Here is a 23,349-nt window from a genome sequence, read left to right as displayed (position 1 = left end):
TTTCAGGGTGGCGGGGTNNTTCTGGCGCATCTGGCCAAGCTGCGTTTGCAGGGCCGGCTCTACCGATACGGCTACGCCTGCGTTTCGTTCGGAGAACCGCTGTCGCTGACCGAATTCGCCAGAGAAAACGATATCGATTTCTCCGGCCATCACGAGACCGGCGACCCGGTGGAGCGCAAGGCGCGCGAGGCGCATTTCGCCGGTGTGCAGAAGCTCGGCGAAGCGCTGCTCGGCGAGATCGGCGCCATCATCCCGGTCTTGCCGGTGGCGCTGGTGGCAACCGTGCTGCTCGAGAACGAGGACCACTGGATGGGCGATCTGGAACTCAAATCCAGGGTATTCGACCTGATCCAGCGGATCGAGGCCGCCGGCTATCACGTGCACATTCCGCGCCACGACCGCGACTACATGCTCGAAACGGGCATCCGCATGCTGAAGATGCGGCACATCATGGAAGCCAATGACGACGGGCTGCACCGCGCCAACCTGAACGAGCAATTGCTGCTGGAATATTACGCCAACTCCATCGCGCATATTGTTGCTGCGGTGCGGGCTGGCGAAGGGGCGGAAGGGGCCCGACACGTTGAGCGCCAGGGCGCCTCATAGGACGTGGCGGAAACGGCGTGGTCGCCCGCGCTTTCTCACCCTCAAGGGGGGAGAGGGGCGCCGCCCTGACGCGTTCAAGCGCTCAGCCGCTCCATCACATCGTCCGCGATGTCCTCGTTCGAATAGACGTTCTGGACGTCATCATCCTCGTCGAGCGCGTCGAGCAGCTTGAGAAGGGTGCCCGCCTTGTCCTCGTCGACAGGCGTCTCGTTCTGCGGCTTCCAGATCGCGTTGACGGATTCGGCCTCGCCCAGCGTCGCTTCCAGCGCTTTTGAGACGGCGCCCAGATCCTCGAATGCGCAGGTGATGGTGTGGCCGTCCTCGCCGGTCTCGACATCCTCGGCGCCGGCCTCGATCGCCGCTTCCATGACGGTGTCGGCGTCGCCCGCCTCGGGCTTGTAGACGATCTCGCCGACCCGGTCGAACATGAAGGAGACCGAGCCGGTTTCCCCCAGCGAGCCGCCGTTTTTGGAGAAGGCCGCGCGGATGTTGGAGGCCGAGCGGTTCAGATTGTCGGTCAGCGCCTCGACGATGACCGCGACGCCGCCGGGCCCATAGCCCTCATAGCGCATCTCCTGATAGTCCTCGCCGCCGGCGCCGGTGCCCTTGTTGATGGCGCGCTGGATGTTGTCCTTGGGCATGGACTGGCCCTTGGCGTTCTGCACGGCCAGGCGCAGGCGCGGGTTCATGTCCGGATCGGTGACGCCGCCGCCCATTTTCACCGCGACGGTGATCTCCTTGGACAGGCGCGAGAAGAGTTTCGAGCGCGCGGCGTCCTGCCGGCCCTTGCGGTGCATGATGTTCTTGAATTTGGAATGACCTGCCATGGCGGTTCTGTTCTGCTTGACGTTTTCGGAATCCCGCGCGCTTTTATGAGAGAACGATTGCAAGGTCCAGTTCCGGGGAAAGATGCATGACCGAATTCGGTGTGGCGTTGGCGATGATCGGCCTTTTTGTCTGGCTGCTCCTGAAGGAGAACTCGCGGCGCGGGGTGAAGACCGTGCGCGCCTATCTGTTCATGAACGCGCTGGAGGAGGGCAAGAGCGTTGCCGAGGCCAACGAGGCCGCGAGGATCGATCCGAAGAATATTCCCAAGAGCCACATTCGCGCGACCATGCTCTACCTGCAGGAGCATCATCGCGGCCGACAGGGGCCGCTGATGAAAAAGGCCGAAGCGGCCGGGCTCCAATGGTGAGGGCGTGATGAGCCATGCATTCCACCAGCGGGGCGGCTGCCAGTGCGGCGCCATCCGCTACACGCTGACCGAGCGGCCGCGCGCCGTCTATTGCTGCCATTGCATCGAGTGCCAGAGACAATCCTCGTCGGCGTTCGGCATATCGGTGCGCGTGCGGCGTGCGGCCCTGTCCGTCGAGGGCGAGACCGCCAAGTTCAACAAGACGTCCGGCGACAGGCTGACGATATGCGAATTCTGCCCGCACTGCGGCAGCCGGCTGTTTCACAACCGGCCGGCCCATGAGGATCTGCTGACCATCAAGGGTGGAACCTTCGACGACACAAGCTGGCTGAAACCGGTTGGCCATATCTGGCTGAAGTCAAAACAGGCCTGGGTTTTGATCCCCGAAGACGGGTTGCGCTTTGACGCCCAGCCGGACGACTATGACGTTCTGAGCGTCCGCTATGCCGAGCAGTGGGGACCGCCCGGCCGGGAGTGAGAGCCTCTGGCGGACAGGCGCGGGCGTTCTATCCGGGAGAGGGAACCGACGTTTGTTTTCGGGAGTTCCGATGCGCCGCCTTGTAACCGCCCTTCTCACCGCTTCTGGCCTGGCCGCCGCGCTGCCCCTGGGCTCTGCCAGTTCAGCCATGGCGCAGGATACCGGCGACGAGCCGGTCAGCCAGTGCCTTGCGATCGCACAGGCCCTGCCGCGCGTGATGTTCGCCTCGGCTAGCGCCAGCCCGCTGGCGGTCGATGGCGATGTGACGATCAGCTTTGCCGGCCATTCGACCTACCGGATCGAGACCCCGGCCGGCGTGACGATCGCCACCGACTTCTCCGGCGTTTACGGCCACACGCCGACGCCGCGCGTCGTCACCATGAACCGGGCCCATTCGACGCACTTCACGCTGAACCCCGATCCGGCGATCGAGCATGTCTTTCCGGGCTGGGACAGCGGCAATCCGGACGGAGCCGACCACGACACGGTGATCGACGATGTCTATGTGCGCAACGTGACCACCGACATCAGGCGCTGGGACACGACCGCGCTGACGGCGAACCAGAATTCTATCTTCATCTTCGAGGTGGCGGGCCTGTGCATCGGCCATCTGGGCCATCTGCACCACAGGCTGACGGACGACCATTTCGCGCAGATCGGCCGGCTCGACATCGTCATGGTGCCGGTCGATGGCGGGCTGACCATGGCGCATACGGGCATGGCGGAGATCACCACGCGGCTGCGCTCGTCGATCGTCCTGCCGATGCACCTGCGCGGCAATTCCATCGACCGCTTCATCGCCCTGATGGGGACGGACTGGGCGGTCGACTTTCTCGATGCCGATTCGATTACGGTCAATGTGCGCGACCTGCCCGAACGGCCGACCATCATCGTGCCGGCGAGCCTTGCGCGGCGCGGATGAACGGCGGCCGCCACAGCGGCGGCACATTTGCCTTTAGACTGGCGCCGGAGTGAACGCGGAGGAAAGAGCAATGAGACTGGGTTCAGCCCGCCGGATGGCCGGCGCCGGCCTTGCCGCCGTACTGGGCGCGGCGATGCTCGCCGCCTCGGTCGTTCCCGCCGATGCGATCAGCCGCGTCCGCAGCGACCTCAATTCCTGCGCCGCGGTGCAGGCGGTGGTGCAGCGAGAGGGCGCGGTGATCCTGCAGCACGCCTCCAAGCGCGTGCCGAACTATCTGCTCTATGACCGCTATGTCGCCAATCGCAGCTTCTGCGCGTTGGGCGAGGTGCTCGAGCGCGAAACCGTGCCCGCCGCCGATACGGCGTCGTGCCGCGTTTATGTCTGCAAGCGCTACGAGCCGCGCTTCAACGACGAACGCTTCATCTTCCGGCATTGATGTTTCGGGCCGACCGCGTGTTCAGCGCTGTTCGGCCAGCGCGAACAGTTCGTCGATGAACTCGTAGCACATGACGATCTCGACCGTGTCGAGGTCGTACCAGGCATTGGCTTCGCCGCAGTCGGCGGCCACCAGCGCCGGCACTTGCGGCCAGCGGAAGGTCTCGCCGACATAGCCGGCAATGTCGGTCATGATACCGGTGTCCGCCAGAAAGGTCCGCATCTCAGGCAGGGCGCTGTCTTCGAGCGTCACGGGGGCCGGCGCGGCGGAGCCGCCTTCTTCTCGCAGATAGGGTTCGAGCAGCGCGTCCCAACTTTCGATCGCGGTTTCCGCCTCGATCTCGCAGGCAGCCTGCTGGTCTGGGTCCATCTCGGTCCAGCGCGCCGCCTCGTCATACCGCTCCGGATCGAGGCCCACGGCGTGGCAGACGATGCGCAGGCCGCGCTGGATGTCGAGATCGTGCACGCCGAAATAGTCGAGCGGCGTGCCGCCGGCCTCGGTCAGATCGTGCATGATCAGCATCGCTTCGGCGGCGTCGAGCAGGATGTCGACGTGATCGTCATAGATGGTCAGCACTTCGAGCGTGGCGAAGCTGTCGGCCGCATCCTCCTCCTGGCCGATGACCGGCAGGGCGAACTGGTCGATCACCGCATGGCCGATCTCGTGCAGCACGATGTGGATGATGTTGGAGGCAACAAAAGCCTCCGCTTCGCTCATCTCGTCCTGCGCGGCGGCCGGCGGCGACCAGAGCAGCGGCAGCGCGAGCATGAGGGCCGGGACTGTCTTGCGCTCTGGCATCAGGCACTCCTTCGCCGATCGGGCATCCGTTGCATGGTGGCTACCACCAGGACGGCATCGTTTCTTCAAGGCGCGGGCCGATGCGGATGGGCGCGATCCTTTCGCACAGGCCCGTTCGGTCGGAGATTTCGACGGCAACGCCGCACAGGGTCGCCGGCCCGGTTGCGGCCTCGAACCGGCCCCTGGGCACCTTGGTCAGGAAGCGGTTGAGCGGCTCCTCCTTTTCCATGCCCAGGGAGTGGCCATAGTCGCCGCACATGCCGACATCGGAAATATAGCCCGTGCCGCCGTCGAAGATGGTGTGATCGGCGGTCGGCGTGTGGGTGTGGGTGCCGACGACCAGGCTGGCGCGGCCATCGACGAAATGGGCGAAACACACCTTTTCCGAGGTTGCCTCGGCGTGAAAATCGAAGACGACGCAATCGAAATCGCGGCCGAGCCGGCCGCCGTCGAGCTGGCGTTCGGCGGCGACGAACGGATCGTCCAGATCGGGCGACATGAAGACACGGCCCATCAGGTTGGAGACCATGACGCGCGCGCCGTTGCGCGCCTCGAAGACGCCCATGCCGCGGCCGGGCGTGCCGTCGGGATAGTTGGCCGGCCGTAAAAAGCGCTCCTGCCGCTCGGCGAAGACCAGCGCCTCGCGCTGGTCCCAGACATGGTTGCCCGTGGTCATCACGTCGGCGCCCGCGTCCAGCGTGTCAGTCAGGATCGTCTCGGTCACGCCGAAGCCGCCCGCCGCGTTCTCGCCGTTGACGATGGCGAAATCGATATGGTGGTCGGCGATCAGGCGCGGCAGCCGTTCGTAAACGGCGGTGCGGCCCGACCGGCCCACCATGTCCCCCAGAAAGAGCAGTCTCATGAAGCCGTCCTATCGCTGCGTCGGCAGAGCCTGCAAGCCGTTTTCGGTCAGCACTGTGTGAAGCGGCACATCGTGGGGTTCGGCAGGGACCCGCTCGACGCGCTGGCATTCGAACGCCAGGCCGACGAGACGGGGTGATCGGCCCTTGGCGTGAAGCCGGGCGATGGCGCGATCGTAGTGGCCGGCGCCATAGCCGATGCGGTTGCCCGCATCGTCGAACGCCGACAGCGGCACGAGCATCAGGTCGGGATCGAGCTCTTCCGCTTCGGGGCCCGGCGCCCTTGTGCCGAACGAGCCTGTGACCAGCGGCATGTCCGGGTCATGGCGGCGGAAGACGATTGTCTGGCGGTCGATGACGGCGGGCAGGACGATCATGGCGCCGCGCGCGGCGAGCGCCTCCATCAGCGGGCGCGGGTCGATTTCCGAGCGGATCGGCCAGAAGCCGGAGACGATGTCGCCGGGCTTGAAGCCGATGGCGTCCGCCTGGCCGGCCAGCGCCTGCGCGGCCTGGGTGTGGCGATCGGCGCCGAGCGCGTCGCGCCGGGACAGCGCCATGGCGCGAATATCGGCTTTGTCGGCGCTGGTCCCGTTCATTGTTCCATCCGGCGGCGTGCCCGGCCGGTACAGGCCGGCGACGGTTGCCAACCGCGGCAGTCGGTGGAGAACGGCATCCCGGGAACCTACAGAAGTAGGTGGGTGCCAGATGATCGGGTCCACGGACCCGGCCAGCGCCAGCTCCCTTAGGATGCGTAAGGCCCCGGGGAATTGTCTCCTGCCACAAAGCGCAGTCGGCGTGAGCAATATAGGACCGGAGCGGGCTCGCCGCCAGTGGTCAGCGCCGCCTTTTGGGCGGGGCCTGCGCCCTGGAGCCGGCCTATGCCGTCATGATCGCGGCAAGGACGGATCTTGCCGGTTTTCCAGGCCTGTCGGGATGCATATGTCTAAGGGCAAGGGACAATGAAGGAGCACACAGATGCGCGCAGCGACCCATGACCGCTATGGCGGCAGCGATGTCGTGACGATCGCCGAGATCGACGAGCCGGTAATCGCCGACAACCAGCTTCTCGTCGCGGTTCACGCGTCGAGCGTGACGACGGCCGACTGGCGGCTGCGCGCTTCTGCGTTTCCCGGCGGCATGTGGCTGGCCGGCCGTTTAATGACCGGCCTTTTCCGGCCGCGGAACCGCGTCCTCGGCATGGAGTTTTCCGGCGTGGTCGCTCGCACCGGTTCGAAAGTGACCCGTTTTGCGACTGGCGATGCGGTCTTCGGCAATGCCGGATCGGGCGCGCATGCCGACTATCTTGCCATCGACGAGGATGGGGCGCTGGCCGCCAAGCCGCCGGCTCTGTCTCACGCCGAGGCCGCCAGTCTGCCGTTCGGCGCGGTGACGGCGCTTGTCTTCCTGCGCGATTTCGCCAGGCTGAAATCCGGCCAGCGAATCCTGATCATCGGCGCCTCCGGCGGCGTGGGTGTCCATGCGGTGCAGATCGCGCGGCACATGGGCGCCCATGTCACCGGCGTGACCAGCACGGACAATGTGAAGCTTGTTGCGGATCTGGGTGCCGATCGCGTCGTCGATTATCGCAAGGAAGACCTGAACGAAATCGGCGGGAACTTCGATCTCGTCTTCGATACGGCCGGCATTGTGCGCTTTGCCCGGGCGCGCCGGCTTTTGAACGCCGACGGGCTGTTCCTGCCGCTCGAGTTCGGCATTGGTGACGCGCTGACGGCCTTGCGGTGCGCCATAACGCGAAGCCGCCAGCGGATCGGGCTGCACGTTTCGGGCGACGCGCAGGCCGATGTCGAGGCGATTGCCGACATGGCCGCGACGGGCGCGCTGAATCCGGTCATCGACAGCCGCTATCCGCTTTCCGAGATCGGCAGAGCCCATGAGCGGGTCGAGACGCGGCACAAGCGCGGCAGCGTCATCATCGATGTGCGGCCGGACGACGAGGCGCCGGCCGCCGCGTGACGGCATTGACGGCGCCGTCAGGCGATCTTCGCGGTCACCGATTCGATCTTGTCGGCGAGCGCGGTCAGCCGTTCGGTCAGCGTCTCGTCGACCCGGTCGGCCTTGGACAGCGCCTCGTCGCGGGTCTTGCGCACGCTGTCCAGTTCGCTCTCCAAACCCTTGACCCGCTTTTGCAGTTCGGAGAGTTCGTCCATGATCATGATGCCGGCCATAACCGTCAGCCGCAGATCGCCGATCTCGCCGAACGAGCCTTTCAGGTGGGTGACGTATTTGTCGAGCCGGCCGGCCAGATCGACCAGATGATCCTCCTGGCCGGGATCGCAGGCCATGCGGTAGCTTTTCTGGTCGATGGTGACGGTGACCTGGCTCATGTCGGCTTCTTTCCCGTTGCGGCGGTCAGCGGTCGAGAACGGCGCGGATCGTCTCCATCGCCGTCACCAGCCGCCGCGACACTTCCTTGTTGACGTCCTCGAGCCGCACGGCGCGGGCCTCGGACGCATCGAGTTCCTCGGCCAGCCGCGCGCGATCCGCGTTCAGCCGCTGCACTTCTTCCTCGGCGTCCGAATATTCGCGACGGATTTCCGCCGACCGGTCGACCGCGTCGTCCAGGGCGGACAGCGCCTTGTCGAGACGGTCAAAGACCTGTGAGAGCGTTTGCGGACCGTTCATGGCGGTGGGTTTATGGACTGATGATCGATGTTTGTCAGCAACAATAAGGCGTTAGCGTGGCTCAATGAGACAGGGCTTAAACCTGCCCGCGCACGGGCCGATCGGCAATGCCCCGGCCGGGCCGATGCACAGTTTTCCTGTGCCTGGCGCCGTGCCGGCGGCTTTGTTGACTCCGCATCCCCACCTGCTATGTGTCGCGCGCAATTTTCTGGTCCGGAAATGCCCCCGCGTCCCGACGTACCGGGACCCGCGCTCAAACCCGATATCAGCGGAAATCCTCTCATGATCCCACGCGAAAAACACGACCGGATGGCCAATGCGATCCGTGTCCTGTCCATGGATGCGGTGCAGGCCGCCAACTCCGGCCATCCGGGCCTGCCAATGGGCGCCGCCGACATTGCCACGGTCCTGTTCACGCGCTTCATGAAGTTCGATCCCAAGCAGCCGAACTGGCCCGATCGCGACCGCTTCGTGCTGTCGGCGGGCCACGGCTCGATGCTGCTTTACAGCCTGCTTTATCTGCTGGGCTATGAAGACATCACGATCGACGAGATCAGGAATTTCCGCCAGTTGGGCTCGAAGACCGCCGGCCATCCCGAATATGGCCATGCCGCCGGGATCGAGACGACGACCGGACCGCTCGGCCAGGGCCTTGCCAACGCGGTCGGCATGGCGATTGCCGAGCGCAAGCTGCGCGACGAGTTCGGCGCCGATCTGGTCGATCACAAGACCTATGCTCTGGCCGGAGACGGCTGCCTGATGGAAGGCATCAGCCAGGAAGCGATCACGCTGGCCGGGCATCTGAAACTGTCCAACCTGATCGTCATCTGGGACGACAACCGCATCACCATCGACGGCGCGGTGTCGCTGGCGGACTCGACCGACCAGCCGGCGCGCTTTGCCGCCAGCGGCTGGGCGACCGAGACCGTCGACGGCCACGATCCCGACGCGATCGCCGCCGCGCTCGAACGCGCACAGAGTGCCGATCGGCCGACGCTGATCGCCGCGCGCACGACCATCGGCTTCGGCGCGCCAACCAAGGCCGGCACGGCCAAGGCGCATGGTTCGCCGCTTGGACCCGAGGAAATCGCCGGCGCACGGGCGTCGCTTGGCTGGGATGCCGAACCGTTCGACATCCCGTCCGACATTCTCGACGATTGGCGCGTGGCGGGCCTTGCGGCCTGCAAGCAGCGCGTTGCCTGGGAAAAGCGACTTGAAGAGGCGGGCAACGGCAAGCGCAGCGAGTTTGAGCGGCGCATGCGCGGCGATCTGCCGGCCTCGTTCGGCAATGCGGTCGCCGACTACAAGGCGCAGCTCGCCAAGGACAAGCCGAAGGTCGCCACGCGCAAGGCGTCGGAGATGGCGCTCGAGGTGATCAACGGCGCGCTGCCCGAGACGCTGGGCGGTTCGGCCGACCTGACCGGCTCCAACAACACCAGGACCGAACAGACAGCGCCGATCACGCCGGACGATTTCTCGGGCCGCTATCTCCATTACGGCATTCGCGAGCACGGCATGGCCGCCGCGATGAACGGCATCGCGCTGCATGGCGGGCTGATCCCCTATGGCGGCACCTTCCTGGTCTTTTCCGATTATGCGCGGCCGGCGATGCGCCTGTCCTCGCTGATGGGCATTCGCGTCGTCTATGTGATGACCCACGATTCCATCGGCCTTGGCGAGGACGGCCCGACGCACCAGCCGGTCGAGCATCTGGCGGCGCTGCGCGCCATTCCGAACCACAATGTGTTCCGCCCGGCCGATGCGATGGAAACCGCCGAATGCTGGGAGCTGGCGCTGGGCGAAGCCAAGACGCCGGCGACAATCGCGCTGACGCGTCAGGGCCTTCCGGCACTGCGCACCGAGACATCGAGCGAGAACCGCTGCGCGCTGGGCGCCTATGAGATGGCGACTGCCGGCGAGCAGACCGCCGTGACGCTGTTCGCCTCGGGCTCGGAAGTCCAGATCGCCATGGAAGCGAGGGCACGGCTCGAGGCGGCGGGCTGTCCGACGCGTGTCGTCTCGGTGCCCTGCATGGAGCTTTTCGAGCGTCAGGACCCCGACTATCAGCGCGCCATCATCGGCGAGGGCGGCGTGCGCATCGCCATCGAGGCGGGCGTCTCGCAGGGCTGGGCGCGGTTCATCGGCGAGGACGGCGTCTTCATCGGCATGGACAGCTTCGGCGCCTCGGCGCCCCAGGAAGAACTCTACGCCCATTTCGGCATCACCGCCGACGCGGTCGTCGCAGCCGCCGAGGCGCGGCTCGAGCGCCAGACCGACGCAGCCTGACCATCGCGCCACTCCATCTGCTTCTCACGACGGGAGACCAACATGTCCATCAAAGTTGCCATCAACGGATTTGGCCGCATCGGCCGCAACGTGGTGCGTGCGATCTACGAATCGGGCCGCACCGACATCGATATCGTCGCCATCAACGATCTGGGCCCGGTGGAAACCAACGCCCATCTGATGCGCTACGATTCTGTGCATGGCCGCTTTCCGATCGACGTCCAGGTCGAGGGCGACACGATCAAGGTCGGCAAGGAGAGCTTCAAGGTGCTGTCCGAGCGCGATCCCAAGAACCTGCCCTGGGGCGAGATGGGCGTCGACATCGTCATGGAATGCACCGGCATCTTCACGGCGCGCGACAAGGCGGCGCTGCATCTGGAAGCCGGCGCCAAGCGCGTGCTGGTCTCGGCGCCGGGTGCCAATGCCGACAAGACGATCGTCTATGGCGTCAATGACGATGTGCTGACCGCCGACGATCTGGTCGTCTCCAACGCGTCGTGCACGACCAACTGCCTGGCGCCGGCCGCCAAGGTGCTCAACGATGCAATCGGCATCGAAAAGGGCATGATGACGACGATCCACTCCTATACGGGCGACCAGCCGACGCTCGACACGATGCACAAGGATCTCTACCGCGCCCGTGCCGCGGCGATGTCGATGATCCCCACTTCGACGGGAGCGGCCAAGGCGGTCGGGCTGGTGCTGCCAGAACTGAACGGCAAACTGGACGGTTTCGCCATGCGCGTGCCGACGCCGAACGTGTCGGTGGTCGATCTCAAGTTCATCGCCAAGCGCGAGACCTCGGCCGACGAGATCAACGAGGCGATCCGCAGCGCGGCCAACGGTCCGCTCAAGGGCATTCTGGGCTATACCGACGAAAAGCTCGTCTCGATCGACTTCAACCACAATCCGCATTCGTCGATCTTCCACACCGAGAAGACCAAGGTGATGGACGGCACCTTCTGTTCGATCCTGACCTGGTACGACAATGAATGGGGCTTTTCCAACCGCATGGCGGACACCGCCGTCGCGATGGGCAAGCTGATGTAGGGCAGGACCCCAAACGGAACGCGATCAGGGCCGCCCGCCGGGCGGCCCTTTGCGTTCGCGGCCCGCCAGGATGAACCGCACACCCGCCGAGTGACGCGTCCGCCCGATAATCGTTGAAATCGCCGGCCTGACTTCATAGGACACGGGGGTCACCGCTTCAAAAAAGGTCAACGCCATGCCCTTCAAGACCCTCGACGACCTGACCGGCCTTTCCGGCAAGCGCGTGCTCGTGCGGGTCGATCTGAACGTGCCGATGGAGGATGGGCACATCACCGACACGACACGGATCGAGCGGGTCGCGCCGACGATCCTCGAGCTGTCGGCCAAGGGCGCCAAGGTGATCCTTCTGGCGCATTTCGGCCGGCCCAAGGGCAAGGTGGTGCCCGAGATGTCTCTGGAGCCGGTCGCCCGCGCCGTCGAAGAGGTGCTGGACCACCGGGTCTTCTTCACCCCGGCATGCACCGGAGACGCCGTCGCCAGGCGCATCGAGGGCATGGCGCCCGGCGATATCGTCCTTCTGGAAAACACCCGCTTCCACGCCGGAGAGGAGGCCAACGATCCCGCCTTCGCCAAGAGCCTTGCCGACAATGGCGACATTTTCGTCAATGACGCGTTCTCGGCGGCGCACCGGGCGCACGCCACCACGGAAGGTTTGGCGCGGCTGCTTCCTGCCTATGCCGGCCGGACCATGCAGGCCGAACTCGAGGCGCTCGAAAAGGGTCTTGGCAATCCGCAAAAGCCGGTCGTCGCCATCGTCGGCGGCGCGAAAGTGTCGACCAAGATCGACCTTCTGGAAAACCTGGTCGCCAACGTCGATGCGCTGGTGATCGGCGGGGGAATGGCCAACACCTTCCTCGCCGCCAAGGGCATCGATGTGGGCAAGTCGCTGTGCGAGCACGATCTGGCGGACACGGCCAACGCGATTCTTTCCAAGGCCAACGAGACCGGCTGCGCCATCGTTCTGCCGGTCGATGCGGTCGTTGCGCGCGAATTCAAGGCCGGCGCCGACAGCGAGACCGTTCCGGTCGATCAAGTGCCTGCCGATTCGATGATCCTCGACGTCGGGCCGGCAACCGTCGGCAAGATCAATGGCTGGATCTCCCAGGCCAACACCCTGGTCTGGAACGGCCCGCTCGGCGCCTTCGAGATCGAACCCTTCGATGCGGCGACGCTGGCGGCAGCCCGGCACGCTGCGGCCGAAACCGCCAGGGGCGAACTCGTCTCGGTGGCCGGCGGCGGCGATACGGTTGCTGCGCTCAACAAGGCGGGCTGCGCCGCCAGGTTCAGCTATGTGTCGACGGCCGGCGGCGCCTTCCTTGAATGGATGGAAGGCAAGACCCTTCCCGGCGTTGCGGCGCTTGAGGGCTGACCGCACCGGTTTCTGCGCGGTCTTCGAGCGACTGGGGGCCGGCCTGGTGTGATGCCAAGGGGTTGGATCAGAAGGTCCAGCAGCCGCCGCAACACACCTTGCTGCCGCATTGGAAGCAACACGTGCTGCATTCCATGTCGACGCCGATCGATTGTGCGCTGTTCATCAGGCTGGCTTCGGCCTCGGCGAATTCTTCGAGATCGACGATCGGCGTGAGTTCCACCTCTTCGAATAGAGACGGATCGTCGTCGGCGGCCTGGAGGAACGCTGACATGCTTGGCGCAATGCGGCTGATCCGGGCTTCAAGCTCCTGCACGTCGCCCTCGCCAACATGCTTGGCAAAGCGCAATTCCATGGCAATACAGCATACCGGATTGCCGCAAATCGGCGTGCAATTGGAGCGTGCAATCGTCTCTTCGATATAGCCAATCGTGACATCCGGGTCGAACGTCTCGATCATGTCTTGATCTTGGGCTTGCGCCATGGCGACGCTTCCAAATATCATCAGAAAGATAGTCAGTACGGCTCGATGCATATCTTCCTCCGTTAGCAAAATTATACATTGAAATGTTTGAACGAAACGCAGCGGGCGGCAAGTATCACTTTGGTCGGAAGTCCGCAACGATGATGAGTATGGTGCCCGGCGTTGCGGCGCTTGAGGGCTGAAATCGCACGGCTTTTAACCTTGTGCGGCGAATTCAACAGGTTTGAACCGGTTGAATTCCTTTCAATCGATTGAGTGGACGTTCGTCGCCTTTGACGCGCCAAACCGGTCTGCTATGCGAGCGCAAATTCTTCCATGGAGAGACCGCATGAGCGAACGGCTTGAGGATATTGCGCAACAGATGGTGGCACCGGGCAAGGGTATCCTTGCGGCCGACGAATCCACCGGCACGATCAAGAAGCGCTTCGATTCCATCGGCGTCGACAACACCGAGGACAATCGCCGCGACTATCGCGAGATGCTGTTCCGGACCGACGATGCAATGCGCGAGAGCATTTCCGGCGTCATCCTGTTCGAGGAGACGCTGCACCAGAAGGCGGCCGACGGAACGCCCTTCGTCGATCTGATCCGCGCAGCCGGCGCCGTTCCCGGCATCAAGGTGGACAAGGGCGCAAAGCCGCTGGCCGGTTATGCCGGCGAAACCGTCACCGAGGGGCTGGACGGGCTGCGCGAGCGGCTCGATACCTACTATGATGCGGGCGCGCGCTTTGCCAAGTGGCGCGGCGTGATCGCGATTTCCGGCGCGCTGCCGACGGCCTATGCGATCCATGCCAATGCGCATGCGCTGGCCCGCTACGCCGTCTTGTGCCAGGAGCAGGGCATCGTGCCGATCGTCGAGCCGGAAATCGTCATGGACGGCGCGCCGGGCGACCATTCGATCGACCGCTGCGCGCAGGTGACCGAGGCGGTGCTGACCGAGGTCTTCTCCGAACTGCATCAGGCACGCTGCATGCTCGAAGGCATGGTGCTCAAGCCCAATATGGTGATCGACGGGCAGAAGGCACGCACCGCATCGGTCGAAGAAGTCGCCGAGAAGACCGTCGCCGTGCTCAAGAAGACCGTTCCGGACGCGGTCGCCGGCATTGCGTTCCTGTCGGGCGGGCAGTCCGACGAGGAGGCAACCGCGCATCTTTCGGCGATGAACGCGATGGGCGGCCTGCCCTGGCCGCTGACCTTCTCCTATGGCCGGGCGCTTCAGGCGGCGGCGCTGAAGGCGTGGAGCGGCAAGGCGGAAAACGTCGCCGCCGGCCAGCGGGCCTTTGCTCACCGCGCGAAAATGAACGCGCTTGCGGCAACTGGCCAGTGGAGCGCCGACCAGGAAGCGGCCTGATCACAGTCGGGCCGTTTCGCCAAACGGCCCGCTTCCAACCGGCGCGGTTTTTGCCTAATGTCTCGGCCCTGCGGACCATCAGGCAGGACCATGACCGATCTCGAGAAACCGCCGACCACAACGGCGCTCTATTCCTGGGCCATGTTCCCCGTCTATGCGTGGCAGGGCATCCGGCTGCGCATGCGGATCGAACGCCTGTTGCCCGCGCCGGTGCCCACCCAGGGCGCATTTCCCGGCAATTCGCCGGAAGTGCGCCTTCTGGTGATGGGCGATTCGACCGTCGCCAGCGTCGGCATGGAGACGCTCGAGGACACGCTCGCCTTCAACATCGCCAAGGCGGTCAATGACGAGACCGGCTGGCCTGTTTCCTGGCGCGCCGCGGGCGGCAATTCGGCGACAGCCTCGGACCTGCGCGATTTCATCGTGCCGCATGTCGAGCCGCGCGACTGGACGCATATCGCGCTGTCGGTCGGCATCAACGACATGAAGAACTTTCACATGGTGCGGCGCTTCAAACGCGATTTCGGCGCACTGCTCTATTCGGCCCGCGCACGCTTTCCCCAGGCCCGCATCGTCTGGTGCCCGATCCCCGACATGCGCCAGTGTCCGGCGCTGCCGCCCACGCTGGGCCGCATCCTTGCCGCCCGGGCCGAACTGATCAATGCGATGGGCGCGCGCATGTGCCGCGAGCGCGGCGCGATCGTCACCGATCCGGTGCCGCCGCAGAGCGTCGATGCGTTCGCCCGCGACGGGTTCCATCCCAATGGCGATGGCTACCGCGTCTGGGGCCGGCACTTCGCGCGCTGGATCGTGCCGCCGCGGGGCGAGGCCGATCCGCTGCCCGACGAGGTCACGCCCTTGCGCCGCACCGGTTGACGCGCCGGCATCGCGCCCAAACCATCGTCGGATGGACGGGCCGCGCCGGCGATCCTATGACAGGTCATCGAGCAGGCGGGTCGGCAGGCGCAAAAGCGCCGTCCGGGAGGGCCGGGCCTGCGCCGCCATGGAGGAGGAGCGCAGATGGGCAAGCCGTCGGAGTATGGCCGCGTTTACGCGGCATGGAAGGACAATCCCGAGGATTTCTGGGCCGAACAGGCCGCGCAGATCGACTGGTTCGAGCCCTGGACGCGCGTGTTCGATCCCGACCAGGGCGTCTACGGGCGCTGGTTTCCCGGCGCCAAGTGCAACACCTGCTTCAACGCGGTCGACCGGCATGTCGAGCGTGGACGACCCGGCCAGCCGGCGATCATCCATGACAGCCCGATCACCGGCACCAAGACGGTGATCACCTATCGCGAGCTGCGCGACGAGGTTCAGGCGCTTGCCGCCGTGCTGCGTGATCTGGGCGTCGCAAAGGGCGACCGGGTGATGGTCTATATGCCGATGGTGCCCGAGGCGGTCGTCGCGATGCTGGCCGCGGCGCGGCTCGGCGCGGTCCATTCGGTCGTCTTCGGCGGCTTTGCGGGCAACGAACTGGCGACCCGGATCGACGACTGCCACCCCAAGGTGATCGTCACCGCCTCCTGCGGGATCGAGCCCAACCGGACGGTCGAATACATGCCGCTGATCGAGCACGGGCTGGAAGAAGCAGATTTCGAGCCGTCGCATCTGGTCGTGCTGCAACGGCCGCAGCATGAGGCGCAGCTCAAGGACGGGCGCGATGTGGACTACCGCGCCGCGGTCGATGCCCACAAGCAAAAGGGCACATTGGTCGAGTGCGTCCCGGTCGATGCGACCGACCCGCTCTACATCCTCTACACATCGGGCACGACGGGCCAGCCCAAGGGCGTCGTCCGCGACAATGGCGGCCACATGGTGGCGCTCAAATGGACCATGTCGGCGATCTACGACATCGAGCCGGGCGAAGTGTTCTGGGCGGCGTCCGATGTGGGCTGGGTGGTCGGCCATTCCTATATCGTCTATGCGCCGCTCCTGCATGGAGCGACGACGCTGATGTTCGAGGGCAAGCCGGTCGGCACGCCAGATGCGGGGGTGTTCTGGCGCGTCATCGAGGAGCACCGCGTGGCGGCGCTGTTCACCGCGCCGACGGCGATCCGCGCGATCAAGAAGGAAGATCCCAGGGGCGGACTGGTCGGCGATTACGATCTGTCCTGCCTGCGCACGCTGTTCCTGGCCGGCGAGCGGGCCGACCCCGATACGATCAAATGGGCGGGCGCGACGCTCAACGTGCCGGTGATCGACCATTGGTGGCAGACCGAAACCGGCTGGACCATCGCCGGCAATCCGGTGGGCCTTGGAAAGCTGCCCGTGAAGATCGGCTCGCCGACCGTGCCGATGCCGGGCTACGACGTGCAGGTGCTGGACGATGAAGGCCATCCGGTTGCCGGCGGCACGCTGGGCAACATCGTCGTCAAGCTGCCGTTGCCGCCATCGTGCCTGCCGACGCTGTGGAACGCAGACGAACGGTTCCGCTCGGCCTATCTCGAAGAGTTCCCGGGCTACTACAAGACGGCGGACGCCGGCTATATCGACGATGACGGCTATCTGTTCATCATGGCGCGCACCGACGACATCATCAACGTCGCCGGCCACCGCCTGTCGACGGGCGGCATGGAAGAGGTGATCGGCGGCCATCCCGATGTCGCCGAATGCGCGGTGATCGGCATTGCCGACGAGCTGAAAGGCCAGTTGCCGGCCGGCTTCCTGATCCTCAATGCGGGCGTCGACAAGGATCCGGCCACGGTCGAAAAGGAAGTGGTCAGGCTGGTGCGCGAGGAGATCGGGCCGGTCGCCGCCTTCAAGATCGCACTGGCGGTCACGCGCCTGCCGAAGACGCGCTCGGGCAAGATTCTGCGCGGCGTCATGCAGAAGATCGCCGATGGCGAGCCCTACAAGATGCCCGCGACGATCGACGATCCGGCGATCCTCGACGAGATCGCCGAGGTGGTGAAAACGCGCGGCGTCGGCGCGCAGGCACAGAAGGTGGCATGACAACCATCGGCTTGCGCGCAGTTCCTTTTGCGGTCACAAATTGTGACAGCAAAAGGGGCGTCGGGGATGTTCAAAGGCGAGCGGAATGTCGATGCGTTTCTTTCGAAGATCTTCTTGGCGCATGGCCATCCTGTCATAGCCGATAGTGATCTTGCCGATCTCTACGAAACGACCACAAGCGCCCTCAATCAGCAGGTCAAACGCAACATGGAGCGCTTTGACGATCTGTTTGCCTTCCGCCTTACGCGCGACGAGTGGGCGGATTTGAAATCACAAACTGTGACCGCAAAGAAGGGGCGGGGCGGAAGGACAAACCCGCCTATGGTCTTCACGCAAGAGGGCATGCTGATGGCAGCCACGGTTGTGCGAAGTCCGCGGGCGACCGAGACTGTCAAATTGATGGTGCATGTGTTCCGGACGGTGTTTCGCCAGTTCTTCTCCGGTTCAGCGCAAATGGAAACCAAAAGCGCCACCTCAAACAAGCAGACGCAACTGCTCGATACGATCGGCAACATCATACGGGACATCGGGAAGGTCGGAATCGATCCGGCAAGCGATGCGACGATCGCCAGCGAGCTGCAAAAACTTCCCAAGGCGGCCAGCGACTACGTTCAGGCCAAAATGGACGGCCCAACGGTTCAAAACGAAGAGACCCGGGCACAGATCCGCAAACTCGATGCCGAATCGGAAAAACTGCGGGCCGACGCCTACAAATCCCGCATGGAAGGACTGCGCGCGGCAGTCGAAGCCTACACGATGCTCGAAAGCCGTGATGCGAGCCCGGTCATCGAGATGATGAATTCGATGACCGGATACAGCAAGGCCGGTCCTATGATAGATATCACGCCGAGCGGGCCGGATTCGAAATCCTGACATGGCTCGCTGCCACACTTGGACGGAGAACCAGCCATGGCCCTGGACGGCAAGATCGCAATCGTGACCGGCGGTGCGCAAGGCATCGGCTACGGCATTGCCAAGCGCTTCCTGCAAGACGGGGCGCGGGTCGCAATCGCCGACCTCGACAAGGCCAAGGGCGAGGCGGCGGAAGAGGCGCTGTCGGAGCTGGGCGATGTCCAGTTCGTGGCCACCGATGTCGGCAGCCGGCTGGACGTGCACAACATGGTCGCCGCGGTCACCGAGACCTGGGGCGACATCGATGTGCTGGTCAACAATGCCGGCATCGTCCACGGCGCCGACTTCCTCGAGATCACCGAGGCCGATTTCGACCGCGTCCTGCGTGTCAACCTGAAAGGCGCGTTTCTGTGCGGCCAGGCGGTCGGCCAGTTCATGGCCGACAAGGTCAGGGAGGGCGGCCCGGCCGGCGCGATCGTCAATATGAGCTCGATCAACGGCTCGGTGGCGATCCCCAACCAGGTGCCCTATTGCGTCTCAAAGGGCGGCATCAACCAGCTTACCAAGGTGATGGCGCTGTCGCTGGCGCCCTACGGCATCCGCGTCAACGCGGTCGGGCCGGGCTCGATCATGACCGAGATGCTCGCGTCGGTGAACGCCGACCCTGCGGCGCGCAACCGCATCCTTTCGCGCACGCCGCTGCTGCGCATCGGCGAAACCAGCGAGGTGGCGGCGACCGTGGCGTTTCTTGCCTCCGGCGAAGCCAGCTACATTACCGGCGAGGTGCTGCACGCCGATGGCGGGCGGCTGGCGCTCAACTATGTGGTGGACGTGCCGGACGAAGAGTAAGGGCTGCCAACGCTCCTGACAGAATGCTGTCAGTTGGACCATGCGATAGCTTCTCCGCCCGATCGGGGGCAACGAGACAAACAGGGAGAAGCGGATATGAGCGGCAAGGGCAACGAACACGCGGTGTGCTGGGCGGAGATTCCGGTGACCGACATGGAGCGCGGCAAGGCGTTTTACGGCGCGGTGCTCGGCGTCGAACTGGTCGACAACAATAACGGCCCGAACCCGATGGCTGACTTTCCGACCAGCGACCCGAAAAAGGGCATTGCGGGCCATCTTTATCCCGGCACGCCGGCGCCCAAGGGCACGGGCAACACGATCCATCTGGTGGCCAACGAGCCGCTGGAAACCGTCATGAAGCGCGTCACGGAAGCCGGTGGCGAGGTGGTTTCACCGGCGATCGACATTCCGGTCGGCAGCTTCTTCTACGCGCACGATCCGGACGGCAATTCGATCGGTCTTTTCAACTTCAAGAGCTGATGGAACGCCTCTAAATTCGTCACCAGGGAGACAGCGGTGAGTGAGAACAAGCGCATGGGCCTTGTCCTGATCGAGGCGTTCGCGGACTGGGAGTACGGGCTGCTCGCGGCCAGCGCGGTCGCCTGGTTCGGCTGCTCGCTCACCGTTCTGACGCCGGGCGCAGGCATCGTGACCTCGATGGCAGGCGCCAGGATCGCCGGCGAGGCGGCGCTTGAAGGCGCAAAGGCCGAGAGCTACGACGCCTTGGCGCTGATCGGCTCGGATCGTTGGGAACAGGGCGCGGCCACCCCGGCCGATGACCTCGCACGCGATGTCCTTGAGCGCGGCGGCACGGTCGGCGCGATCTGCGGCGGCACTGTGGCGCTTGCAAGGTCCGGCCTGCTCGAGGGCCGCACCCATACCAGCAATGGCCGGAAGTGGCTTCGAGAGGCCGCCGGCTCCTATGCCGGCGCGGAGCACTATCGCGACACGCCGGCAGCGGTGCGCGACGGTCCCGTCGTCACCGCACCGGGCACGGCGCCGGCAACGTTCGCCATCGCCATGCTCGAGGCGATGCTGCCCGGCCGGGCCGAACAGGTCGGCCAGATGCGCGCCATGATGGCAGCCGAGCACGCTGCGGCCGGATGATCCCATGCGACGCGCGGACCGCCTCTTCCAGATCGTTCAGCACCTGCGCGGCGGGCGCCTGACCACGGCGGCGCGGCTCGCCGAGCAGCTCGAAGTGTCCGAACGCACGATCTATCGCGACATTGCCGATCTGCAGTCGACCGGCGTGCCGATCGATGGCGAGGCCGGCGTCGGCTACATCATGCGCGAGGGGTTCGACCTGCCGCCGATGATGTTCACGCGCGACGAGATCGTCGCGCTGGTCGCCGGCGCGCGCATGGTCAGCGCCTGGGGCGGCATCGCCATGGCGCGCGCCGCCCAGGAGGCGCTGGTCAAGATCGAGACGGTGCTGCCCGACACGGCGCGGGCGCGGCTCAAATCGGTGGAAATCCGCGCGCCCGCGCACCGCATGTCGGCAGAGGAACGCGAAAAGCTCGACACGCTCGAACGGGCCTGTGAGGATCGGCTGGTCACCGCGCTCGCCTATACCGATGCGGAGGGGGCTGCGACCGACCGCTCCATCTGGCCGCTGGGTCTCTGGTTCTGGGGCGGAAGCTGGACGGTGATCGGCTGGTGCCTGAAGCGCGAGGATTTCCGCATGTTCCGCATCGACCGGATCGGCACCATGACGCCGACCGGTGCGACCTTCAGACCCGAGAAGGGCAAGACCTTGCGCGACTTCTACGCGCAGATGATCGCGTGCGGCGAAGTGCCCAAGGGTTTCGATTTCCTCGGCCCGGGCATATAAGCGGGAACCGTCTGGGCGGCCGACGCGGGCTATTCGGCCGCGACCATGGCGGCCTTGTCGTCAAGCGCGGCCAGTTGTTCTTCCACCCAGCCGGCGCGGCGCGTGGCGTCGATGAAGCCGCCGCCCAGAACGCGGGCGCCCGATCCCTCTCCGTCATAAAGCACACAGGCCTGGCCGGGCGACACGCCGGTTTCGCCGCCGACCAGTTCGACGATCGCCGTGCCGTTTTCGACGAACAGGCGCGCGGGCTTGGGCGGCCGCGTCGACCGTACCCGTGCCAGGAGATCGATGCCGCCTGCGGGCAGTTCGTCGAGCGGTGTCGCGCCGAGCCAGTTGACCTCGCGCAGGACGATGCGCCGCGTGTCGAGCGCGTCCTTCGAACCGACGATGACGCGCCGCGTGCGGGCGTCGATCTTGACGACATAGAGCGGTTCGCCGGTGGCGACGCCCAGCCCCTTGCGCTGGCCGATCGTGTAATGGAGGACGCCGTCGTGCCGGCCGAGCACACGCCCGTCCATGTGCACGATCTCGCCGGCCAGCGCCGCGTTCGGGCGCAGCCTGGCGATGACGTCGGCATATTTTCCGTCCGGCACGAAGCAAATGTCCTGGCTGTCGGGCTTGTTGGCGACGACCAGCCCCAATTGTTCGGCCCGGGCGCGGGTCTCGTCCTTGGTCATCGTGCCAAGCGGGAAGCGCAGGAAATCGACCTGCTCCTGCGTGGTGGCGAACAGGAAATAGCTCTGGTCGCGATGGGCGTCGGCGGGCCGGCGCAGCGCGCGGTGCGCGCCGTCGGGCGTCGACAGGATGTAATGGCCCGTCGCCAGACAATCGGCGCCCAGATCGCGCGCGGTCTTCAGGAGATCGGCGAACTTGACGGTCTGGTTGCACGACACACACGGGATCGGCGTTTCGCCGGCGACGTAGCTGTCGGCAAACCGGTCGATCACCGCTTCACGGAAACGGCTTTCATAATCAAGCACATAGTGAGGGATGCCCAGCTCTTCGCAGACCCGGCGCGCATCGTCGATATCCTGGCCGGCGCAGCACGAACCGGTCCGCCGAACCGCCGCGCCGTGATCGTAGAGCTGCAGCGTGATGCCGATAACCTCATAGCCTTCGGCGTGCAGGATCCCGGCGACGACGGAGGAATCGACGCCGCCCGACATGGCAACGACCACGCGGGTGTCTTCGGGCTTCTTGGCGATGTCGAGCGAGTTGCGCATCACGGTCCTTTCGCGCGCAGCATATAGGCGATTGCCGCCGCGAACGCCAATCGCCCGGTGAGCGCTTCGTTTTCACGGATCGTGACACAGTGTAACCGCCGATTGAATCTTACCAATCCCTTAGCGTCACCTTAGGCGTTTTTTAAACGCTGGGGGACTAGTGTGGCCGCTGACGAGGTCGTGTGTGTTGAGAGTAGTATGACCGATCAGATAAGACCCCGAGTGAAATACGTCATCGGTCCAGACGGATCGCCGCTGACGATCAACGATCTGCCGCCGACATCGACCCGCCGCTGGGTCATCCGGCGCAAGGCCGAGGTCGTCGCTGCCGTGCGGGGCGGGCTTTTGAGCCTCGACGAGGCGTGCGAGCGCTACCGGCTGACGGTCGAGGAGTATCTGTCCTGGCAGGCCTCGATCGACGAGCACGGCCTGGCCGGCCTGCGCACCACGCGCATCCAGCAGTATCGCCACTGAACGGGACGCGGCCCGCCGCCTCCCGTCTTTCCAACCAACCCGCGGCGTTCTAAACCCCCCACATGCGTGGATGGCGGCAGTGAACGACCGGGGCTTCAACATCGCATCGCTGATCGTGCTGGGGCTCGTCGTCGCCGTCGTGCTCGGCGTCGCCCTGTTCGGCGGCTAGGACGGCTGTTTCGGCGTCGGCGTTAGAAGCCACGCGGCAACGGCACTGGCCAGCGCCGATCCGGCGAAGAACCACAGACCCGGTTGGCTGATGGCGGTGGCAAGCCCCGACGTGCGGGCCGCGAAGATCGCCAGCGCCACGAGCATCACGTCGAGCATGGACCATTTGGTGAAGATGCCGACCGCGCGGTCGAGCGGGCGCGCCCATGCCGGATGGCGGTCGGGCGGCGTGGCCGCAAGGGCGGCGCTGACATGAAGGGCGGCGATCTTGGCGGCCGGAAAGACGATCGAGGCCAGCGCGATGATCGCGGCGAGCAGCGGATCGCCGCTGTTCCACAGGCCCGCCACCACGTCGATCAGCGAGGGCCGGTCGGTCAGGACGAACAGCCGCTCCATCTCGAGCAGCGGCAAGGTAATCCCGAGCGCGAGGCAAAAGGCGGCGGCCGCCAGCAGCAATCCGGTCAGGGCAAGCTTCATGCCCAAGCGATAGAGGCGGGCAGGGCCGGCTGCAACCGCCGG

Annotated in this window: 27 protein-coding genes and 1 other RNA gene; 18 read left to right on the top strand and 10 right to left on the bottom strand. The window is 65.3% G+C overall.

The features are described from left to right. The first annotated feature begins 45 nt into the window (after positions 1 to 45). Entirely contained in the window at positions 46 to 606 is a 561-nt protein-coding gene (locus DEM25_RS18240; RefSeq protein ID WP_439650707.1) for a hypothetical protein, read from the top strand. Positions 607 to 680: 74 nt separating this feature from the next. Here the strand turns inward: DEM25_RS18240 and DEM25_RS16055 are convergent, their stop codons facing one another. Beyond that, on the bottom strand, positions 681 to 1,433 hold the full coding sequence (locus tag DEM25_RS16055; protein ID WP_109768803.1) for a YebC/PmpR family DNA-binding transcriptional regulator: 753 nt from the start codon (positions 1,431 to 1,433) through the stop codon (positions 681 to 683). Between the two features lie 86 nt (positions 1,434 to 1,519). Here DEM25_RS16055 and DEM25_RS16050 point away from each other — a divergent pair, with 86 nt between their 5' ends. From DEM25_RS16050 to DEM25_RS16035, 4 genes are all read left to right on the top strand, one after another. Beyond that, entirely contained in the window at positions 1,520 to 1,801 is a 282-nt protein-coding gene (locus tag DEM25_RS16050) for a hypothetical protein (protein WP_109768802.1), read from the top strand. A gap of 7 nt (positions 1,802 to 1,808) precedes the next feature. Continuing rightward, positions 1,809 to 2,279: a GFA family protein gene (locus DEM25_RS16045; protein ID WP_109768801.1), complete on the top strand. Its 471-nt coding sequence runs from the start codon at positions 1,809 to 1,811 to the stop codon at positions 2,277 to 2,279. Positions 2,280 to 2,349: 70 nt separating this feature from the next. Next, positions 2,350 to 3,201: an MBL fold metallo-hydrolase gene (locus tag DEM25_RS16040; protein ID WP_109768800.1), complete on the top strand. Its 852-nt coding sequence runs from the start codon at positions 2,350 to 2,352 to the stop codon at positions 3,199 to 3,201. Positions 3,202 to 3,271: 70 nt separating this feature from the next. Next, positions 3,272 to 3,637 carry a hypothetical protein gene (locus tag DEM25_RS16035; protein ID WP_245412941.1) on the top strand — a complete coding sequence of 122 codons (366 nt, stop codon included), beginning with the start codon at positions 3,272 to 3,274 and terminating at the stop codon, positions 3,635 to 3,637. 21 nt (positions 3,638 to 3,658) lie between these two features. Here the strand turns inward: DEM25_RS16035 and DEM25_RS16030 are convergent, their stop codons facing one another. The 4 genes from DEM25_RS16030 to ssrS all read right to left on the bottom strand — a co-directional run bounded on the left by DEM25_RS16030 (position 3,659) and on the right by ssrS (position 6,091). Further along, complete coding sequence (locus DEM25_RS16030; RefSeq protein ID WP_109768799.1) at positions 3,659 to 4,435, bottom strand: DUF4344 domain-containing metallopeptidase; 777 nt, start codon at positions 4,433 to 4,435, stop codon at positions 3,659 to 3,661. A 40-nt stretch (positions 4,436 to 4,475) separates the two neighbouring features. Beyond that, entirely contained in the window at positions 4,476 to 5,297 is an 822-nt protein-coding gene (locus DEM25_RS16025) for a TIGR00282 family metallophosphoesterase (protein ID WP_109768798.1), read from the bottom strand. Between the two features lie 9 nt (positions 5,298 to 5,306). Then, positions 5,307 to 5,891, bottom strand: coding sequence for a 5-formyltetrahydrofolate cyclo-ligase (locus DEM25_RS16020; RefSeq protein ID WP_109768842.1), 585 nt, complete (start codon positions 5,889 to 5,891; stop codon positions 5,307 to 5,309). Positions 5,892 to 5,935: 44 nt separating this feature from the next. Next, positions 5,936 to 6,091, bottom strand: a non-coding RNA gene (ssrS, locus tag DEM25_RS16015) — 6S RNA. A gap of 179 nt (positions 6,092 to 6,270) precedes the next feature. Between ssrS and DEM25_RS16010 the strand changes: the two genes are divergently transcribed. Beyond that, a complete protein-coding gene (locus tag DEM25_RS16010; RefSeq protein WP_109768797.1) occupies positions 6,271 to 7,269 on the top strand; it encodes an NAD(P)-dependent alcohol dehydrogenase in 999 nt (332 codons plus the stop codon). Between the two features lie 17 nt (positions 7,270 to 7,286). On the opposite strand, the gene DEM25_RS16005 is transcribed toward DEM25_RS16010, so the two are convergent. After that, positions 7,287 to 7,640 carry a cell division protein ZapA gene (locus DEM25_RS16005; protein ID WP_109768796.1) on the bottom strand — a complete coding sequence of 118 codons (354 nt, stop codon included), beginning with the start codon at positions 7,638 to 7,640 and terminating at the stop codon, positions 7,287 to 7,289. Positions 7,641 to 7,665: 25 nt separating this feature from the next. Further along, positions 7,666 to 7,938: a DUF4164 domain-containing protein gene (locus DEM25_RS16000; protein ID WP_109768795.1), complete on the bottom strand. Its 273-nt coding sequence runs from the start codon at positions 7,936 to 7,938 to the stop codon at positions 7,666 to 7,668. A gap of 282 nt (positions 7,939 to 8,220) precedes the next feature. On the opposite strand from DEM25_RS16000, the gene tkt reads away from it, so the two are divergent. The 3 genes from tkt (at position 8,221) to DEM25_RS15985 (ending at position 12,643) form a co-directional block, all read left to right on the top strand. Continuing rightward, positions 8,221 to 10,224, top strand: a complete 2,004-nt coding sequence (gene tkt / locus DEM25_RS15995; RefSeq protein WP_109768794.1) for a transketolase — start codon at positions 8,221 to 8,223, stop codon at positions 10,222 to 10,224. Between the two features lie 42 nt (positions 10,225 to 10,266). Next, positions 10,267 to 11,274 carry a type I glyceraldehyde-3-phosphate dehydrogenase gene (gene gap, locus DEM25_RS15990; RefSeq protein WP_109768793.1) on the top strand — a complete coding sequence of 336 codons (1,008 nt, stop codon included), beginning with the start codon at positions 10,267 to 10,269 and terminating at the stop codon, positions 11,272 to 11,274. Between the two features lie 175 nt (positions 11,275 to 11,449). Then, positions 11,450 to 12,643 carry a phosphoglycerate kinase gene (locus DEM25_RS15985; RefSeq protein WP_109768792.1) on the top strand — a complete coding sequence of 398 codons (1,194 nt, stop codon included), beginning with the start codon at positions 11,450 to 11,452 and terminating at the stop codon, positions 12,641 to 12,643. Between the two features lie 67 nt (positions 12,644 to 12,710). On the opposite strand, the gene DEM25_RS15980 is transcribed toward DEM25_RS15985, so the two are convergent. After that, entirely contained in the window at positions 12,711 to 13,103 is a 393-nt protein-coding gene (locus DEM25_RS15980; RefSeq protein ID WP_147393346.1) for a hypothetical protein, read from the bottom strand. Between the two features lie 352 nt (positions 13,104 to 13,455). Between DEM25_RS15980 and DEM25_RS15975 the strand changes: the two genes are divergently transcribed. From DEM25_RS15975 to DEM25_RS15940, 8 genes are all read left to right on the top strand, one after another. Continuing rightward, positions 13,456 to 14,478 (top strand): class I fructose-bisphosphate aldolase, encoded by a 1,023-nt coding sequence (locus DEM25_RS15975; RefSeq protein WP_109768790.1) that lies wholly within the window; start codon positions 13,456 to 13,458, stop codon positions 14,476 to 14,478. Between the two features lie 90 nt (positions 14,479 to 14,568). Next, positions 14,569 to 15,354: an SGNH/GDSL hydrolase family protein gene (locus tag DEM25_RS15970; RefSeq protein ID WP_109768789.1), complete on the top strand. Its 786-nt coding sequence runs from the start codon at positions 14,569 to 14,571 to the stop codon at positions 15,352 to 15,354. Positions 15,355 to 15,498: 144 nt separating this feature from the next. Further along, positions 15,499 to 17,430: a propionyl-CoA synthetase gene (locus DEM25_RS15965; protein WP_109767571.1), complete on the top strand. Its 1,932-nt coding sequence runs from the start codon at positions 15,499 to 15,501 to the stop codon at positions 17,428 to 17,430. 66 nt (positions 17,431 to 17,496) lie between these two features. Then, entirely contained in the window at positions 17,497 to 18,303 is an 807-nt protein-coding gene (locus DEM25_RS15960) for an ORF6N domain-containing protein (RefSeq protein WP_109767570.1), read from the top strand. A gap of 36 nt (positions 18,304 to 18,339) precedes the next feature. Next, on the top strand, positions 18,340 to 19,131 hold the full coding sequence (locus DEM25_RS15955) for an SDR family NAD(P)-dependent oxidoreductase (protein WP_109767569.1): 792 nt from the start codon (positions 18,340 to 18,342) through the stop codon (positions 19,129 to 19,131). Positions 19,132 to 19,227: 96 nt separating this feature from the next. Continuing rightward, entirely contained in the window at positions 19,228 to 19,611 is a 384-nt protein-coding gene (locus tag DEM25_RS15950; protein WP_109767568.1) for a VOC family protein, read from the top strand. Positions 19,612 to 19,647: 36 nt separating this feature from the next. Beyond that, positions 19,648 to 20,238: a DJ-1/PfpI family protein gene (locus DEM25_RS15945; protein WP_109767567.1), complete on the top strand. Its 591-nt coding sequence runs from the start codon at positions 19,648 to 19,650 to the stop codon at positions 20,236 to 20,238. Positions 20,239 to 20,242: 4 nt separating this feature from the next. Then, on the top strand, positions 20,243 to 20,965 hold the full coding sequence (locus DEM25_RS15940) for a helix-turn-helix transcriptional regulator (RefSeq protein WP_109767566.1): 723 nt from the start codon (positions 20,243 to 20,245) through the stop codon (positions 20,963 to 20,965). A gap of 29 nt (positions 20,966 to 20,994) precedes the next feature. On the opposite strand, the gene mnmA is transcribed toward DEM25_RS15940, so the two are convergent. Then, complete coding sequence (mnmA, locus tag DEM25_RS15935) at positions 20,995 to 22,188, bottom strand: tRNA 2-thiouridine(34) synthase MnmA (protein ID WP_109767565.1); 1,194 nt, start codon at positions 22,186 to 22,188, stop codon at positions 20,995 to 20,997. 198 nt (positions 22,189 to 22,386) lie between these two features. Here mnmA and sciP point away from each other — a divergent pair, with 198 nt between their 5' ends. Next, entirely contained in the window at positions 22,387 to 22,662 is a 276-nt protein-coding gene (gene sciP / locus DEM25_RS15930; RefSeq protein WP_109767564.1) for a CtrA inhibitor SciP, read from the top strand. 165 nt (positions 22,663 to 22,827) lie between these two features. Here sciP and DEM25_RS15925 read toward each other — a convergent pair whose 3' ends face one another. Then, complete coding sequence (locus DEM25_RS15925) at positions 22,828 to 23,307, bottom strand: paraquat-inducible protein A (RefSeq protein WP_109767592.1); 480 nt, start codon at positions 23,305 to 23,307, stop codon at positions 22,828 to 22,830. Between the last annotated feature and the right edge of the window lie 42 nt (positions 23,308 to 23,349).

The organism is Oceaniradius stylonematis (assembly GCF_003149475.2).
Lineage (GTDB): Bacteria > Pseudomonadota > Alphaproteobacteria > Rhizobiales > Rhizobiaceae > Roseitalea > Roseitalea stylonematis.
This window is presented reverse-complemented; position numbering and strand designations above follow the sequence as displayed.